The 17,036-nt window shown below is 57.7% G+C and carries 8 protein-coding genes, 1 rRNA gene and 1 pseudogene; 4 read left to right on the top strand and 6 right to left on the bottom strand.

The annotated features are described in order from the left end of the window. Positions 1 to 114: 114 nt before the first annotated feature. Together rrf and E4P00_RS24660 are read left to right on the top strand one after the other, a co-directional pair. Positions 115 to 230 (top strand): 5S ribosomal RNA (rrf, locus tag E4P00_RS24665). A 273-nt stretch (positions 231 to 503) separates the two neighbouring features. Next, the gene (locus E4P00_RS24660; RefSeq protein ID WP_078819959.1) at positions 504 to 2,384 is read left to right on the top strand and encodes a methyl-accepting chemotaxis protein; all 1,881 of its coding nucleotides are present in this window, start codon (positions 504 to 506) and stop codon (positions 2,382 to 2,384) included. Positions 2,385 to 2,463: 79 nt separating this feature from the next. Here the strand turns inward: E4P00_RS24660 and E4P00_RS24655 are convergent, their stop codons facing one another. The 4 genes from E4P00_RS24655 to E4P00_RS24640 form a co-directional block, all read right to left on the bottom strand. After that, positions 2,464 to 5,841 (bottom strand): amino acid adenylation domain-containing protein, encoded by a 3,378-nt coding sequence (locus E4P00_RS24655; protein ID WP_248133227.1) that lies wholly within the window; start codon positions 5,839 to 5,841, stop codon positions 2,464 to 2,466. Next, a complete protein-coding gene (locus E4P00_RS24650; protein ID WP_216090531.1) occupies positions 5,829 to 6,785 on the bottom strand; it encodes a diiron oxygenase in 957 nt (318 codons plus the stop codon). Before E4P00_RS24650 ends, E4P00_RS24655 begins: the two co-directional genes overlap by 13 nt. After that, entirely contained in the window at positions 6,782 to 7,540 is a 759-nt protein-coding gene (locus tag E4P00_RS24645) for a DUF3050 domain-containing protein (protein WP_078819961.1), read from the bottom strand. Before E4P00_RS24645 ends, E4P00_RS24650 begins: the two co-directional genes overlap by 4 nt. A gap of 361 nt (positions 7,541 to 7,901) precedes the next feature. After that, positions 7,902 to 8,612 carry a GntR family transcriptional regulator gene (locus tag E4P00_RS24640; protein WP_032878524.1) on the bottom strand — a complete coding sequence of 237 codons (711 nt, stop codon included), beginning with the start codon at positions 8,610 to 8,612 and terminating at the stop codon, positions 7,902 to 7,904. Between the two features lie 250 nt (positions 8,613 to 8,862). On the opposite strand from E4P00_RS24640, the gene lapG reads away from it, so the two are divergent. Next, positions 8,863 to 9,555 (top strand): cysteine protease LapG, encoded by a 693-nt coding sequence (lapG, locus tag E4P00_RS24635; RefSeq protein ID WP_032878522.1) that lies wholly within the window; start codon positions 8,863 to 8,865, stop codon positions 9,553 to 9,555. A 14-nt stretch (positions 9,556 to 9,569) separates the two neighbouring features. Next, positions 9,570 to 11,522 (top strand): cyclic di-GMP receptor LapD, encoded by a 1,953-nt coding sequence (lapD, locus tag E4P00_RS24630; protein WP_248133226.1) that lies wholly within the window; start codon positions 9,570 to 9,572, stop codon positions 11,520 to 11,522. Positions 11,523 to 11,592: 70 nt separating this feature from the next. Here lapD and E4P00_RS24625 read toward each other — a convergent pair whose 3' ends face one another. Beyond that, positions 11,593 to 11,931 carry a hypothetical protein gene (locus tag E4P00_RS24625; protein WP_005783528.1) on the bottom strand — a complete coding sequence of 113 codons (339 nt, stop codon included), beginning with the start codon at positions 11,929 to 11,931 and terminating at the stop codon, positions 11,593 to 11,595. 151 nt (positions 11,932 to 12,082) lie between these two features. Beyond that, positions 12,083 to 17,036, bottom strand: a pseudogene (locus E4P00_RS24620) (LapA family giant adhesin); the annotation flags it as partial.

The following is a 17,036-nucleotide window of genomic DNA, read 5'->3' as shown; positions in this document are numbered from 1 at the left end:
CAAGATTAAATTCCAGAACCCCTGTTTGCTAACGCAAACAGGGGTTTTGTTTATGTATAAGCTCATGAATTTCACCGGCACGTTGCCAACTCAACGGTCTGGTACACAGAATTTCTTGACGACAATAGAGCATTGGAACCACCTGATCCCATCCCGAACTCAGCAGTGAAACGATGCATCGCCGATGGTAGTGTGGGGTTTCCCCATGTGAGAGTAGGTCATCGTCAAGATTGAATTCCGAAACCCCTGTCTGCTAACGCAGACAGGGGTTTTGTCGTTTAAGGCTCTATGTCACACCCTCCCGCCTTCACCTACCGCCTGTCGGTTTCCTACGCAAAAAGAAGATGCTTCACACAAATTTCTAAGCTTTGCCGATGTTTGGCCGAAAGCCTGACGAGCCATGCGTGCACCGAAATAGAGCGACCGCAGAGTCCGCCTATCCCGTTACATGGAATGTTCCACTCGGCACGCTCACCCCCCTTTGGCAAAAAGAAGTCGATGAAATGAATCTCAAGTTCAGTCATAAAATTCTGTTGGCCGCGTCAGGCGTCGTGGTTTTAGCCTTCGCGTTATTCACCCTGTACAACGACTACCTGCAACGCAGCACGATCAGGCAAAACCTGGCCTCGTCTATCCAGCAATCCGGCGAGCTTACCGCCAGCAGTGTGCAGAACTGGCTCAGTGGTCGCATCCTGGTCCTCGAGAACCTGGCGCAGAACGTTGCCCATCAAGGCAGTGCCGTCGATCTTCCCGGGTTGGTGGATCAGCCAGCGTTTACCTCCAACTTCCAGTTCACCTACGTGGGCCAAACCAATGGGGTATTCACGCAGCGCCCTGACGCGAAGATGCCTGAGGACTATGACCCTCGTCAGCGCCCTTGGTACAAGCAGGCGGTGGTAGCGGACAAAACAATGCTTACCCCGCCTTATATGGCGGCTGTAGGCGGTCAGATCGTGACAATTGCCATGCCGGTGAAAAAGAACGGCGAACTGTTGGGTGTTGTTGGGGGTGACCTTAGCCTGCAAACCCTGGTGAAGATCATCAACTCGGTTGACTTCGGCGGCATTGGCCATGCGTTTCTGGTCAGTGGTGATGGTCAGGTCATCGTGAGTCCTGACCAGGACCAGGTGATGAAAAATCTCAAGGACATCTACCCTGGCACCAACGTACGTATCGAGAAGCTTAACCAGGACGTTGTTCTCAATGGCCAGGATCGTATTCTTTCGTTCACGCCTATCAGCGGTTTGCCCGGCGCCGACTGGTACATCGGTCTATCCATTGATAAAGAAAAAGCCTACGCCCCGCTGGGCAAGTTCCGTACCTCGGCTTTGATTGCAATGTTGATCGCCGTTGTGGCCATTGCGGTGCTCTTGAGCCTGTTGATTCAAGTGTTGCTGCGTCCGTTGACCACCATGGGCGTCGCCATGCAGGACATCGCCCAAGGCGAAGGCGATTTGACTCGACGACTCGCAGTGACCAGCAAAGACGAATTCGGCGAAGTCGGCAGTGCATTCAATCAATTCGTCGAACGCATCCACGCCTCGATTTCCGAGGTGTCTTCGGCAACGCGTCAGGTGCATGATTTGTCCCAGCGCGTAATGGCATCGTCCAATGCTTCGATCATCGGTTCCGACGAACAGAGTGCGCGTACCAACAGCGTAGCTGCGGCCATCAACGAACTGGGCGCTGCCACCCAGGAAATCGCCCGCAATGCAGCAGATGCTTCGCAGCACGCCAGCGGTGCCAGCGAACAGGCTGACGATGGCCGCAAAGTGGTTGAACAAACCATCCTGGCGATGTCGGAGCTGTCGCAGAAGATCAGTCTGTCCTGCACTCAGATCGAAACCCTTAACGCCAGTACCGACAACATCGGGCATATTCTGGATGTGATCAAAGGCATTTCCCAGCAGACCAACTTGCTCGCCCTCAATGCGGCAATTGAAGCCGCCCGTGCTGGCGAAGCCGGGCGTGGGTTCGCCGTAGTGGCAGATGAAGTGCGCAACCTGGCACACCGTACCCAAGAGTCGGCAGAGGAGATCCACAAGATGATCACTTCGTTGCAGGTGGGCTCGCGTGAAGCAGTGACCACCATGAATGCCAGCCAGACTTCCAGCGAAGAAAGCGTTGAAGTGGCCAACCAGGCGGGTGAGCGCCTGATCAGCGTGACGCAGCGTATCGTTGAGATTGATGGAATGAACCAGTCGGTTGCAGCTGCCACCGAAGAGCAGACCGCTGTCGTTGAAACCCTCAACGTCGACATCAACCAGATCAACCTGTTGAACCAGCAGGGTGTGGCTAACCTCAACGAGACGCTCAAAGACTGCGATGCACTGTCCCAGCAGGCCAGTCGATTGAAGCAATTGGTTGATAGCTTCAAGATCTGATCCTGTTTGCATCGGAGCGAGGCCTCTCGCTCCGAATGCTGATTGGCGCAGTAGTGTCGTCGGCAATTTCTGAAGCTGTTCAGAGGAAGCTGATGGCCCTGAGGTAATCACAGCCTTTGCGTAACAGCGCCGGGCTCTTTGACGGATAGTCCATACCCATTCTTTCCAGACCCCATCGGGCATTGTCGTAACGGATCATCGACGTATCGCCGATGTCTTCGTCCAGTTCGTCCAGGTAGAAACCCAGCACACCGAACAACGCGTTATCACGGCCAACCGTTCGCAGCGCCTGCTGCCAGTCTTCAACGCTTACCCGGTCGAAGGCGTGCCCGACCTGGCTGAATGCGTCGAGGTACTTATCCCAGCTCAAGGGCTGTGGGTTGTGCAGGTTGAATACGTTTCGCCCAAAGGCAAATTGGGCGCTGTGGAAGGCTATGAAGCCGGCCAGGAAATCCACCGGCATCAGATCGAAGTTCACCTCCAACCGGGGGACCAGCCCCAATTGCATAGACCCCTTGAGCATCAGCATCAGGCGGTTCTTCTGCGGTTGGCAGACGCCGTTCTGGCTGTTGAAACTAATATTTCCCGGCCGATGAATATTGACCCAGACCCCTTGTTCGACGGCCCTTCCCAACAATCGCTCAGCTACCCATTTCGAGAGGTTGTAGCCATTTTTCACATACAGTGGCTGCGCGCGCCCGGCGGGCGATTCAAGGACGTGCCCATCGGCGTCCACGCTGCTGCAGGCCGACAGCGTCGAGATGAAATTAAGTACCTTCTTACAGTGGGTTTCGCAGAGGCGCAGGCACTCAAACACCGGCTCGACGTTGTCCCTGGCGAGTGACGCATAGTCCAGTACATGATTGACCTGTGCGGCGTTATGCACCAGCACACCATAATGACGGGCAAGATAGTCATACACATTGCCGGCCAAGCCCAGGCGGGGTTCGCGCATGTCAGCGGCATACACCCGCACTCGGCTCAGGTCCAAATGTTCCAGGCGGTATTCCCGCAGTGCCTGGGTGAATCGCCCCGCCGCTGAATGCCCGGGCAGTTCCCGCACCAGACATGCTACTTCCAGCGCCCCGCCGGCCAGTAGCGCTTGGACGATATGTACCCCGACAAAACTGTTCGCCCCGGTGACGATCGCTTTGCGTGGGTCACCCATGTGGGTATCAGGCAGCACCTCGATCCCCAGCATTCTTGCTGCATCTTTTTCCATCCGGTGGGTAGGGGTGTCAGGCAGCGCCCCGCCGTCCATCAGTGCGGCCAACGTGCGGATGGTCGGTGTCTCGAAAAAGGGGCTCAGGCAGAAGCTACGGCCAAACTGCTCACGCAGGCGCAACAATAGGCTCGACAACAGGATGGAGTGGCCGCCGAGGTTGAAGAAACTGTCATCGATCGAAAGTTCGCCTGCGGATAAGGCCAACAACTCTGCCCATAAGTCCACCAACTGTGCCTGCAGAGGTGTTTGTACAGGGCTGCAAGTCGCCCCGGCGAGCGTGGATATTGGCAGGGCCAATAATGCCTTCCGATCGACCTTGCCGTTACTCGTACCGGGCAGACAGGCCAACTCGCTCCAGGCGACCGGCTGCATATGTACAGGCAACCACTGCCGGGCATGTTCCTTCAGGCTCTGCAGCGTAGCGCCGGGTTCGGGCTGGGCGGCAAAAGCTATGACTCTGTGCGTCGGATCGATCACCACTGCCACTTGGCGAAACAATCGACTGTTGCGCAGGCATTGCTCAATCTCCTGAGGCTCGACTCTAAAGCCACGGATCTTGACTTGATCATCCCGACGCCCGCCGAGCTCGATGCCATCTTGCGTCCATTTCGCCAAATCGCCGCTGCGGTAAGCCTTGAGAACCTGTCCATTCGGCAGCCTCAGCGCAACGAATGGACTGTCGGGTTGCGGCGGTGCATTCCAATAGCCGAGGCTGACGCCTGGACCGGCAATGTACAAATCGCCCGTGACCTGTTCATCCACCGGTTGCAGGTTTTCATCGAGGATTAACACCTGACTGTTGGCGATGGGGTAGCCGATATTGCGATGGCTATCACCTTGTTGGAATACCCGGTGTGTTGCCAACACCGTGGTCTCGGTGGGCCCATAAAAGTTATGCAACTGACATTGCCCCGCCAGTTGTTCGATCACATAGGGCTCGCAGAAATCGCCGCCGGTAAGCAAGTGAGTAAGGCCCAGTGGCTTATCCAACGGCAGAATGCTGAGCAGCGCCGGTGGCAGAAATCCATGACTGACGCGTTGCTGGCGAATCAGCTCTACCAGTTGGTGAGGGTCGTGACGTTGATCTGCGCTGGGGACAATCAATTCAGCGCCGGCGATCAAGGCCGGGAAAATATCGATCAATGACGAGTCGAAGCCCAGTGGCGAAAACTGCAGGACGCGACTGTGTTGATCCAACCCCACACAGGTTGTGAGCCACGCGCTGAAATGCACCAGATTGTAGTGGCTCAGGAGTACACACTTGGGCTGGCCGGTGGTCCCCGACGTGAACAAGGCCATGCAAGGCTCGTCGGCAAGGGGGTGATGGTGCATCAGCGGTTGTGTCGCGTCGACGTCGTGCACAGCGATTTGGCTGACATCAAGGGACGCGAAGCCATCTCGCAAAGGATGCTGACCGTTATCCAGCAGCACACAGGCCTGGAGGCTTTCCAACATGCTGTGCTGACGTTGCACCGGATGATCCGGAGCCAACGGCAAATACACACAGCCGCAACCCAATACCGCAAGAATACTTGCATACAGCTCGGTGGATCTTTCCAGGCACACGCCGATCACCCGTGGTGCTTGCACGCCTGCCAGCAAAGGAAGCAGGCGTTGCTGGATCGCTATGGCATGGCGATGAAGTTGCTGATAAGTCAGCATGTCCCCCGCGATATTCAACGCTGTTCGATTCGCGAAGGTCTCAAGACTGGCCTGCAGCGCTTCAATCATGGGCACCTTGGCTGCCCGCAGTAAAGCCGGGTCTGTCGTGCGGTTGAACCGATGCATGAATGCCACTGCTTCCAGCCCTTGCAAGCCCTGTTCGGGCCAGTCGTTAGCGGTAGCGGCTATAGAGAAATAACCTGGATCCCTTGAAAAACCACAGACCAACCAAGCTGCCCACTCCACCAATGCGTTCGTTGCCTGCTGGTGTAATCGCTGGCCGTTGCCGCTGGGTTCCTCGGCGACGCCCTGCACAGCCAACAGGCGGCGCTCGCGGTCATAGCAGCGCAACTGCAGCGAGGGCAGCCCGTGCTCGGATAACGGGCCGATACCCACGCGCAGGCTTATCCATGGCACGTCGGTTGGCAATGGCGGCAGTGGCTGCCCCCTATCTTCAATTATCAGGTCGACGGACCCTGCTCCTGCGATATGCCCGTATTGCTCCAGCACTTTCTTGAGCTCGTCCAGGGCTTTGCTGGAGGCACTCCACGCGATCTTTAAACGCCGCATGCCAACCTCCCTGGTACCGGCAGGTAGGCGCTCAGTGCCTGGGCGACGCTGGGCGTTTGCAGTACACCGCTTTGGCGCAGCAACCCCATGATATTGGCCACCAGTGGATGTTGGTGGGTGATGGGAAAATCCAGCGCATGGATTTCATGACGTAGCGCAAGACGAGTATCGGCACTGATGTCCAGGTGTTCGATCAGTTGCAGGTCGAAGTCTTGTTGTAGATCGTTGGTCAGGTAGCGCGCCAGGAAAACAGGCAGCGCTTGAGCGATGCTGTCGCGATCTTGCGGGGTTGCCGACTGCCAGTAAATACGCACCAACTGAGCCCAGAACCGCGCATGACGGCCCTCATCGAACAGGTGATCGGCCATCAGGCCGCGCACAGACGATTTGACGCTGGCGTCTTTTGAGAAAGCTGCCACATCATGGGTAACGGTGTTTTCAGCAATAGCCACGGCGATTAGTTCAACGGCATCGTGCAGGTGCGCCGGCACCTTTGCCTGCGCTGTCGGTAGCGCGCAGCTCAATTCAATTTGCCCGGGTAGATTGAGCGGTTCGATCCCGGTCATTTCCACGGCTTGCTGAAGAAAATCCAGCGCGACCAACGCGTGGTAATCCTCGTCCACAACGACAGTCATCGCGTCGTAGCGGCAAGCGGGTGGGAAGGGCAGGGAGAAGCGGTTTTTCGCGATGCTGCGAGCGGTCTTGTCGACGATTTCGGTTTCGAAGATCACCACATCATTGACGAATTTATAGAAGCTCTGCGTCAGCACAAAGTCGCGCCACTGCGGGCAGTGTTCAAGGAAAGTTGCACTCAGTACCAGCGGTTGCCGGCACAGGGGAAAGATGAGTTTGCCGTCGTTTTCCAGTACGCGTCGGGGGCGCGTTCGGATGGTAGCGCGCCGCTCCCAATCATCGGCAAAGGATTGGTAATTGACGGCGTTCATGGGCGAACCTCTTGCAGCGTAGCCAGCACACTGTCCCAGAACATAATACGGCGCTCCACGGCGCCAAGGGCGGTGCTATCGGCTTGTTTCTGGCGAAGCGGATCTGTGCCGATCAAACGCTGGAGCAACTGTTCTGCCGCTGGCCCATGGTCGTGGCTGTCCACTTCGATATGGCGGTTGAGGTAGTGGAAGAAGGTAGGTGTTTCACGCTCAATGAACGCGTTGCTGTGCATCAAGCCTTCAAACATCGAGGGAATGACACTCTCGCGTCCATGCAGGAAGGCCGCCGCCACACAGTGGGTGGGCGCACTGAGCGCGATTTGCAATGTGCTGTCGACAAATGACACCACGCTACGGGGCGCATCGATCATCTGCAAAGCCGCGCTGACTTCCACGCCCTGATGCTGCAGATCAATGAGGCGTGTGATGGCGGCGGTGTTGGCGCCTACCTCTGTCATGGCGTCCAGGTAAAGCTCGAAATGACTGCAATGGCCGCGTGTTGGATGCTCATCCGATTCCTCGCCCAGCACAATTTCATTGATCAAGCGGGCAGCGTGGGGGTCTGCGGGAGGGAGCCAAGGGATCTGAGTGCACGTCAGGTCTTGTTGCAGGCGCTTGGTCAGAGTCATGAAGTCCCAAACGGCGAACACATGGTGCTCCATAAAGTGTCGTAACTTGGCGAGTGAGGTTATTTCTATAAATAACGGATGGCCGAAAAGTTTTTGTTTTCTTTGTTCGATAAAATGTTGATGCATGGTTGACGCCTATAAGTTGTTGCGAGTGCTCTAAAAGCAGTGTTGGAATTTTTTTAGTTGTGTTGGAGATGTAACGTTTCGTCAAGGCCGCGCAGGTAGCGCAACCTTGATAGAGTTGTGCCCAGCGGATGAAGGGGTGCGGTTGGTCGGGCGAAGATAATAAGCTGATTAAACGTTAGGGGAGGATTATAAAAGTATTAGATGTTTTGTCCGCAAGCTGTTGCAGGGGTAACGGGTTGTTGAAGTGTGGGAGAGTTCTTAGGTGTTAGTAGTTTTGTAAATTTTACTGCCTGTCATTATGGTAACTTTCCTGATGGAAAGTTACCCCGCATAGTGTAATGGTCAGCGAATAACGAAGGCCCTATTGCGCGAATTTTTTGTCGGCGCTTTCGAGACCCTTGAGGTAGTTAGCGATCACTTCCATACCCCGCATCAAGTGATTACGCAGCGTCAGAATGCTCTCGTCGATCTTCTTCTGCGCCACCAGGCTCAACAGTTCACGGTGATCCTCCTGAGACGTTTCGCCCAATCCCATCGCTTCAAGATTGAAGCGCAGAAAGCGTTCCTCTTCATTCAGCCCGTGCTCCACCAGATCGAGCAGTCGCTGATTGGGTGCCTTGCCGTACAAGACCATGTGAAACAGGCGATTGAGGCGGCCAATCTCTCTGTAGTCTTTCTCACATTCCAGCGCATTGATACAGGCCTCGGCCTCGGCAAGATCGGCGTCACTGAGCAACGGGATCGACAAGCGCAGGGCTTCAGATTCGAGCAACATGCGCAGTGCATAGGTCTCAGCCGAATTGTCCTCGATCAACGGCGCCACCACGGCCCCCTTGTGGGTCACCACATGCAGCAGGGATTGCGCCTCCAGTTGGCGCAAGGCTTCGCGCACGGGCATACGGCTGACGCCGAACAGACTCGCCAGTTCCTGCTGGCGCATCGCGGTGCCACAGGGTAATCGCCCATCGAGGATGGCGTTGCGCAACGTTTCTTCAATGACGGCGCGAGCAAGATGGGCGGGAATAGGCCCGCTTATTTTGATGCTGCTTAAAGGGTTCGGCTTCTGCGTCACGGTTACGCTATCCTCCTTTCTTGAATAATAGTGTGGTCAATTGGATCCAATGCACACTAAAGACGGCCCAAGCGCTTGTCAAACAGCCAAAGTTTCCGTTTGTAAGGGCTTACACAGCATACTTTGTGTCTCCCACAAGGGGCGGTTATAAACTCGGTCCTCCTATGAATGATTGCACTGTGCCATTGTTTTTTGTAGGGCCAGGCTTCACCATTCCTCGAAATTCCGTCTCTTTCATGGACAGAGCGCCTTGGCGGTAAGTTTTATTCCCTATCGAGTTCTTTGCTGGCTGTTATCAGCAATTCTGTTGGCCGGCTTGATGCTTGGCGGGCTGCGTGCCGATTGGGATTTCTCTCAGATCAGCCGCAAGGCTACCGCCGTGTACGGGCCGCTCGGCGAAGGGCAGCAGCGTATCGACGCCTGGCAGCGGCTATTGGCGAGCCAAAAACAGGTCAGCGAGCCGGAGCAGCTCAAGGTCGTGAATTTGTTCTTCAACAAGCAAATGACCTACGTGGAAGACATCGACCTCTGGCACGCTGTCGATTATTGGGAGACGCCCGTCGAGGCCCTTTGGAAGGGGGCCGGTGACTGTGAAGACTACGCGATCGCAAAGTATTTCAGTTTGCGTCATCTGGGTGTGTCCAGCGACAAATTACGCATTACCTACGTCAAGGCTTTACGGCAGAATCGCGCGCACATGGTTCTGACCTATTATTCGACGCCTGACGCAATCCCGCTGGTGCTCGACAGCCTGATGGACGAAATCCTGCCGGCTACCCGCCGCACCGATTTGGTCCCGGTGTATTCATTCAACGCCGAGGGCTTGTACTTGCCCGGCGCCAAGGGCAACAAGAAAGTCGGTGATACCAAACGCTTGTCGCGCTGGCAGGATGTGTTGAGAAAAATGCGTGCGGAAGGCTTCCCAGCCGAGCCTGCCAACTAGGAGTAACTGATCGGATGTCTCTGTTCAAACAACTATTGATCGCAATCTGTCTGTTCCTGGTGGTCGCCTTCAGCGGCAGTTTCATGGTCAGCCTGGAAAGCTCGCGCACCCAATACGTCAACCAGCTGCGTTCCCATGCCCAGGATGCCGCGACGGCATTGGCGCTGTCGTTGACCCCCAATATCGACGACCCGGCCATGGTGGAGCTGCTGGTCAGCTCGATCTTCGACAGCGGCTACTACGCCAGCATCCGTGTGGTGGACTTGGCGACGAATAAAACCATCGTCGAGCGCAGCGGCATTCCTGATAACAACGGCGTGCCCAACTGGTTCGTAAAGTTGATCGGCCTGGAGCCGGCAGGTGGCGATGCGCTGGTTAGCCGTGGCTGGGAGCAGGCGGCGCGAGTCGAAGTGGTCAGCCATCCAATGTTCGCCCTGGCCAAGCTCTGGCAAAGCGCCTTGGGCAGCCTGGGGTGGTTGCTGCTGTGCGGTGCGGTCAGTGTGGTGCTCGGTGGGCTGTTGCTGCGCCGGCAATTGAAGCCGTTGGACTACATGGTCAAACAGTCCCACGCGATTGCCCGCCGAGAATTCCTCAGTCTGCCCGACCTGCCTCGCACGCCGGAACTGCGGCGAGTGGTGCAAGCCATGAACCAGATGGTGGAAAAGCTCAAGGCGTTGTTCCAGGAACAGGCCGAACGCAGCGAAAAACTGCGCACCGAGTCCTATCAGGACAACCTCACCGGCCTCGCTAACCGGCGTTATTTCGAAATGCAGCTCAACGCCCGTGTCAGTAACCCGGAAGACACCAACTCCGGTTACTTGCTGCTGCTGCGGGTCAAGGACCTTGCCGGCCTCAACCAACGCCTGGGCGGCCAGCGCACCGACCAATTGCTGCAAGCGGTCGGCCAACAACTGCTGCGTCAGTGCGAGCCGTACCCGGAAACCCATAACCTCGTTACCCGTATCCGCGGCGGCGAGTTCGCTGTGCTGGCACCGGGATTGATGCGTGAAGAAGCGCTGCAATTGGCGCAGAACCTGGAGAGCACCTTGCTCAGCTTGCAGGCGACCGGCGCCAGCGATGTGATGCCGGTGGCCTATATCGGCCTGGCACCGTTCAGCCATGGCGATGCGCCCCAAGCACTGCTGACCCTCGCCGATCAGGCGCTGGCCCAGGCCGAAGCGCAGGGCGATACCAGTTGGGTGTGCCTGGACAGCAGCGCCGCCGCCAGCGTCGGTGACGATCACCATGCCTGGCACACGTTGTTGGACCGGGCCCTGACCCAGCAGCACTTCCAGCTGTACTTCCAGCCGGTCGTCGCCAGCCAGGACCCACAATTGGTCTTGCATTACAAAGTACTGTCGCGCCTGCAGGACGAGGAAGGCCACACGATACCGGCCGGGCGCTTTCTGCCGTGGCTCGAGCGCTTCGGCTGGTCGGCCCGCCTGGACCGTTTGATGCTGGAACAAGTCCTCAAGCAGATGGCCAGCCACAACCATAACCTGGCGCTGAACCTCTCGGCCGCAACGTTCCAGGATACCCAGGCCCTGAATAGGATTTATGACCTGCTGCGCCAGCACAGCAACCTGGGCTCACGCCTCACCCTGGAGATTGGTGAAGAGCAACTCCCCGAACAGCCGGTGCTGGAACAGATGACCCACCGCCTGCGCGAGCTGGGTTTTTCCCTCAGCCTGCAGCGTTTTGGTGGGCGGTTCAGCATGATCGGCAACCTGGCACGCCTGGGCCTGGCCTACCTGAAGATCGATGGCAGCTACATTCGCGACATCGACCAGGAAAGTGACAAGCGTCTGTTTATCGAAGCCATCCAGCGCGCAGCCCACAGCATCGATCTGCCGTTGATTGCCGAACGTGTGGAGACCGAGGGCGAGCTGAAGGTCATCCGCGAGATGGGGATTTTTGGTGTGCAGGGCCAGCTGTTTGGCGAGCCTGCGCCCTGGAAATCACACTGACATCAGGACATTCAAATGTGGGAGGGGGCTTGCCCCCTCCCACATTTGAATAAAGGTTCGGCGCCAGGGCTCAGATCAGTCCTTTCTCGTCATCATCAATCAACTGGCTCAACCCACCCAACGCTTCCCGCGCGTGGTTACGGTCCATCAACTTGGCCTGTGCCGCCGGCGGCAGGTCGGTCACGCTGATGACGCCTTTGCGCGTCAGCACCTGGATCAAGTCATCCAGCACCCGGATCATCTCCAGGTCGCTCTGCTTGAGTTGGGCCAGGCTGGTTTCCACCACTTCGTTGGCGTACCAGGCCTGGATCTCATGGTGATCGGCCGGCAGGGTTTCGGTGGATTCGGTAAAGGCGGCCGCCTCTACGCGAATCAGCGCGCCCAGTGCATCACGTTGCACGTAAAACATAAGAACCCCTCGAATATGAGCCACATGCGTTCAACAGCATAGGTCAACGCTGCGTGTATGAGCGTGAGTATGCGACGCACCGCCCGCCAGGGCCAGCGGCCCATAAGGCAAAAAAATCGGCCGCCCGGGAAGGCGGCCGATCCATTGCATCTTAGCTATGGTCGATCTTGATGGTAGGGTCGGCGCCAGTGATCAGCGAGTTGATGCTGACATGGGACCAATCATTGCCTTCCAGCTTGATGGTCACATCGGCATTGGCCAGGCCACCGGCAGCGTTGAGCTTGCCTTCGCTGCTGACTTGCAGGGTCGACACGCCATCTACCGTGGTGATCTTCAGGTAGTTGTCGATGGTGCTGTCAGTCTCACCTTTCAACAAATCACGCAGATCAATGCGGTCGCCTTCCGAGGCCTTGAAGTCCTTGATCACATCGTTGCCGATGTCACCCGCCTTCCACACAAAGGTGTCGGCACCTGAACCACCAATCAAGATGTCGTTGCCCTGGCCGCCGATCAGCGTGTCGTTGCCGGTGCCGCCCAACAGGATGTCATTGCCTTTGCCGCCGTCCAGCAGGTCATTGCCGCCCTGGCCGAACAGGATGTCATCGCCAGCGCCGCCCAGCAGCGTGTCGTTGGCGTCCTTGGCGCCGGAGACGTCGAAGTCCACGTAGTGCTCGGTAACGTACTGGTGAACGTTAGAGGCGGTCACCGAAGAGACGGTCACGCCGGTCTTCTGCGCCACAAATGCCTGCAGTGCGTTGTAGCCTTCACCGTTGATCCCGCTGAAGCTCACCAGGTCGCCGAAGAGGATGTCGTTGCCGTCGCCACCGTTGACGGTGTCGGCGCCAGGCAACGTCGCCTCGGTGTGGCCGAGGATCGCATTGGCCAGGTCCTTCGGATCAATGTTGGCTTGCGGCTTGCCATCGCTGTCGTACGGAGCCAGCTGGTTCAAGCTGACCCCGCTGTTGAGGCCGATGGCTTCTACGCCACCTGTGGACAGGCCTTTGAGCAGTGCGAACGCGCTGTTGGAGTTGGTGGTGGTGTAGTAATCGGTATCGTACCCGAGGCCGCCTTGTACCGATATTTCATAGGTGCCATCCCCTTGGGCGTGGATGACTCCCTTGTTGTACGACCAGCCGTAGGACCAGAGGGTTACCTTGCCGGCAGAGTTGATATCAAGGTAATTATTCGAATCGATATTGATCCGGGTGGCTGTACCTATGGTGTAGTTGTTCATGGTGACGACATCATCGAGCCTGACGTTGCCGTACAAGTACGGGTTAGTCTGCTCGGCCGCCTGGTAAAACGTCGGCTGACCATCGGTGATGAAGTACGTTGTGTTGATTGCGTCTGTGTTGCCAGTCGCCTGGGCACTTTTGAAGAAGTTGGAAGCGGCCTTGAACACGTCTTCGTAGTTGGTCCCGCCGGTAGATACCATGGAATCCAGGACTTTCTGCAGCGAATCCAACGCACCTGGGTCTTTCAGGTTGACTGTCACCGTGCGATTGACCTGGTCACTGAAGTCCGCCAGGAAGATGTTCACGGTGCCAGAGGTACTGGAGCCGATACTGCTTTTCAGCGAGTTGAACGTGGTGGTCAGCGAGGCTTTCGCCGCTGCTATCGAGCTCGCGCCCATACTGCCCGACGTATCGATCATGAACGCGATGTTGTAGTTCTTCCCCTGCACCACGTTCAGGCCGGCGACGTCGGCCACGACGATGTCGTTGCCATCGCTGCCATTGATGGTGTCGCTGCCCGAAGTGCCGGTTACCGGGTTGTAGGTTGCCGGGTGCACCGTGACTGGCAATTGCGCGGTGGTAGTTGCCGAACCACCAATGCTTTCGGTGGAAGTCGAGGTGACCGTCAGGTTGAACTGGCCGCTGTAGTAGGTCGGCGGCTTGATGGTCAGGGTGTTCAGGTCCCAGCCGGTGACATTCACTTCGCCCACGGTTTTACCCGCGGTAAAGGTGTGCCCCGATGCGTCGGTAAGCACCGAGCCTGCCGGAATGCCGCTGATCTTCACGCTCAGGGTTTCGGAGCCGTCGGTGTCGGTCAGCGCGGTGGTGACCTTGGACAGTTTGACCGTGCCGTTTTCCTGGCCTTCGTTGAGCTTGTAGCCCACATAGTAACCGTCACCGTTGCTGCCATGCAGGTCGGACACGGTGACGCCGGCGTTGGTCAGGTCGGTAAGGCCGGTGTACAACGGCACGGTGCTGGTGCTCAGGTTTTGCACCGCCCCGCCGTTGATCGACACGTTAACGTCAAAACTGCCAAGCCCCGCTTGGTTGGCCTGGTAGATCTCAAGGCTGTAGTAACCCGTGGTGGTTGGCGTGAACGAGCCGCTGATCTTGCCGCTGTTGGTGCCCCACACGCCGCTGGCCACATCTTTGCCGCCCACGTTGACCACCACGCTGTCATCGGCGATGCCGCTGAAGGTGTAGCTCTTGCCCGCTTCCATGTAGATCAGGCCGGAGATTTTTGAGCCAGAGCCGGCGGCGACGTTGTCGACAGACTCGACGTTGGTCACCACCGAGGTGTTGTTCGGCGTGCCCGCGTTATCGATGGCTTTTTTCAGCACGTCCGGTGCAGCGCCGTTGCCGTTGTTGCCGAGGCCGGCAATGCTGTTCCAGCCCTGTTTGACCAGGCCGGTGGAGGCAACGTTGTTGTCTGCCACGCTCAGGGTCGGGGCGTCGGCTACCGGCGTGATATCGACTTTCACCGTGGCGCTGGTGCCCAGGTCCTTGCCATCGGTTGGCTGGAACTTGAATTGGGCGTAGTCCGCTTGCTTGTTGCCCACACCGGTGCCGCCGTAACCATCGGCGCCGGATTCGTTGGCGTTAGGCATAAAGCGCAACTGGCCACCGTCAATCTGGGCCTTGGTGAAGGTCTGGCCGTTGGCCACGTTGGTCCAGGTGCTGCCATCCGCTGCCAGGAACTGCAATTTTCCGGCGACTGGCAGCTCGGTGATTTTCACCCCCAGGCTGGCTTGCGGCGAGTCCACATCGGTCACGCCGAAGTTGGCCCAGGTCAGGGCCAGCGCGGTGTCTTCGGTGCCGGTTACGGCACCGCCAGTCGCCACCGGCGCATCATTGACCGCCACCACGTTGACGGTGGTGGTGGCAACGTTGGAGTAGTTGCCGCCATCGGTCACGCTCACGGTAATGGTGCGTGGCGTGGTGCTTGGGTCGTGGCTGTTGTTGGTGAACGTGATGTTCTTGATCTGCTGCATGTAGTCGGCCAGCGACGCCGTGCCGGTCAGGGTCAAGGTGATTTTACCGGTCACAGGGTCGGTGGTCGGGGTCACGTTGATGCCTGTCACGCCGCTGAAGTTCAGCGAGTCGCCTGGCTGGCTGTTGGTCAATACCACGGTGGCGCCGGTCAGTTGGGTGCTGTCCGGGTCGGTGATCTTGATGTCAGTGTCAGCAATTGACACACCGGTGCCGCCTTCGGTGAAGGTGGTCTTGAAGTCCGCACCGCTGGCGCCGCTGGAGTTGTTGGCATCCAGGTCGATGACCGGCGGCGCATCATTGTCGATGATGTTGGTGGTAACACTGCCATTGCCGACCACCAGGTTTTCGAAGTTGCCGCCAGTGGTCTTGTCGATGGTGATGACGATATTTTCCGTCGGCTCGGTGATCTTGTCGTCGAGCGTGCGGATATCAAACGGTACGCTGGTGGCACCGGCCGGGATCTTCACGGTGTACACGCCATTGAAGTCTGAACCGTCGGTAGCGGTGCCGCTGTACTTGAGCGTCACGGTCACGTCGGTTTGCGGCGGGTTGCTCAGGGACAGCGTGTAGTGCGCCGTACCGCCTTCAGTCACCGACGCATCGCCGGTAATGCTGATGGTGGTGTTGCTGACCACATCGGTCACTTTGGTGACCACGGTGCTGCCGTCGACGATCAAGTGTTCGTACTTGTCGCCACCGCTGACCACACCCGTGATTTTGGTGGTGACGTCATTGGCGCCGACATACGCATCGTTAGGTGCGGTGGCGGTGGTGAAGCTGGTGGACTTGCCATTACCGATGGTAATGGTCGAGCCGTTATCCAGCTTGACGACCAGGTCTGAGCCAACGTTGTTCACCGCCACGCCGTTCTTGTCGACCAGGGACGCGGTGTACACGATCTGCCCGCCTTCGCTGACAGAACCAGTGGCTTTGAGCACCACAGTCACGTCGTCGATGGTGTCGTTGATGGTAGTTGTGGCGCCGCCCGGCGTGATGCTCACACCTTCGAAGTTGCCGCCGGTAGTGCCGGTGATGTTGACGGTCTGGGTGCTCTTGTCGATGAACACATCATCAGTCGGCGCAGGGACGGTCACCGTACCCACGGTCGCGCCTTGCTTGATGGTGATGCTCGAACCGTTATCGAGCTGGACCACCATGTCGCTGCCGGCCTTGTTGCTCAAAGTGGCGGTGTAAGTGATCTGGCCGCCCTCGTTGACAGCCGTCGGGGCGGTCAGGGTGACGGTGGTCAGGTCGGTGGTGCCCGGCGTGTCGGTGACGGTGGTATTCACCGCGGTAGTGCCAGGGACCAGGTTTTCGAAATGCTCGCCGCCGGTCACGCCTTTGATCGCGGTGGTGACGATCTGGTCGCCTTTGTAGACATCGTTAGGCGCGATGGTGGTAATGGAGCCGCTCGACTGATTCACGCCGATGGTGATGGTCTTGCCGTTATCGAGGGTAACGGTGAGCGGATTGGTGATGTTGGTCACCGGCGCGCCGTTCTTATCCACAAGGCTGGCGGTGTAGACGATGTTGCCGCCTTCACCGACGGTGGTGGTGGCGGTCAGAACTACGTCGACTTTATCGATGGTGTCGTTGATGGTGGTGGTAGCGCCGTTGCCTGCGACTTCGAGTTTTTCGAAGTTGCCGCCCGTGGTCTCGGTGATCTTGACGGTCTGGATGCTCTTATCGATGAACACGTCATCGGTCGGTGCAGGCACGGTCACGGTGCCAACAGTGTCGCCCGCCTTGATGGTGATCGACGAACCGTTATCCAGCTTCAACGTGACGTCAGTACCGGCCTTGTTGCTCAAGGTCGCGGTGTAGGTGATCTGGCCACCTTCGTTAACGGCACTTGGGGCAGTCAGCGTAACAGTCGTA

It is taken from the genome of Pseudomonas sp. B329 (assembly GCF_023127835.1).
Lineage (GTDB): Bacteria > Pseudomonadota > Gammaproteobacteria > Pseudomonadales > Pseudomonadaceae > Aquipseudomonas > Aquipseudomonas synxantha_A.
The sequence above is the reverse complement of the archived record's forward strand: the minus strand, read 5'-3'. Positions and strand labels throughout refer to the sequence as shown.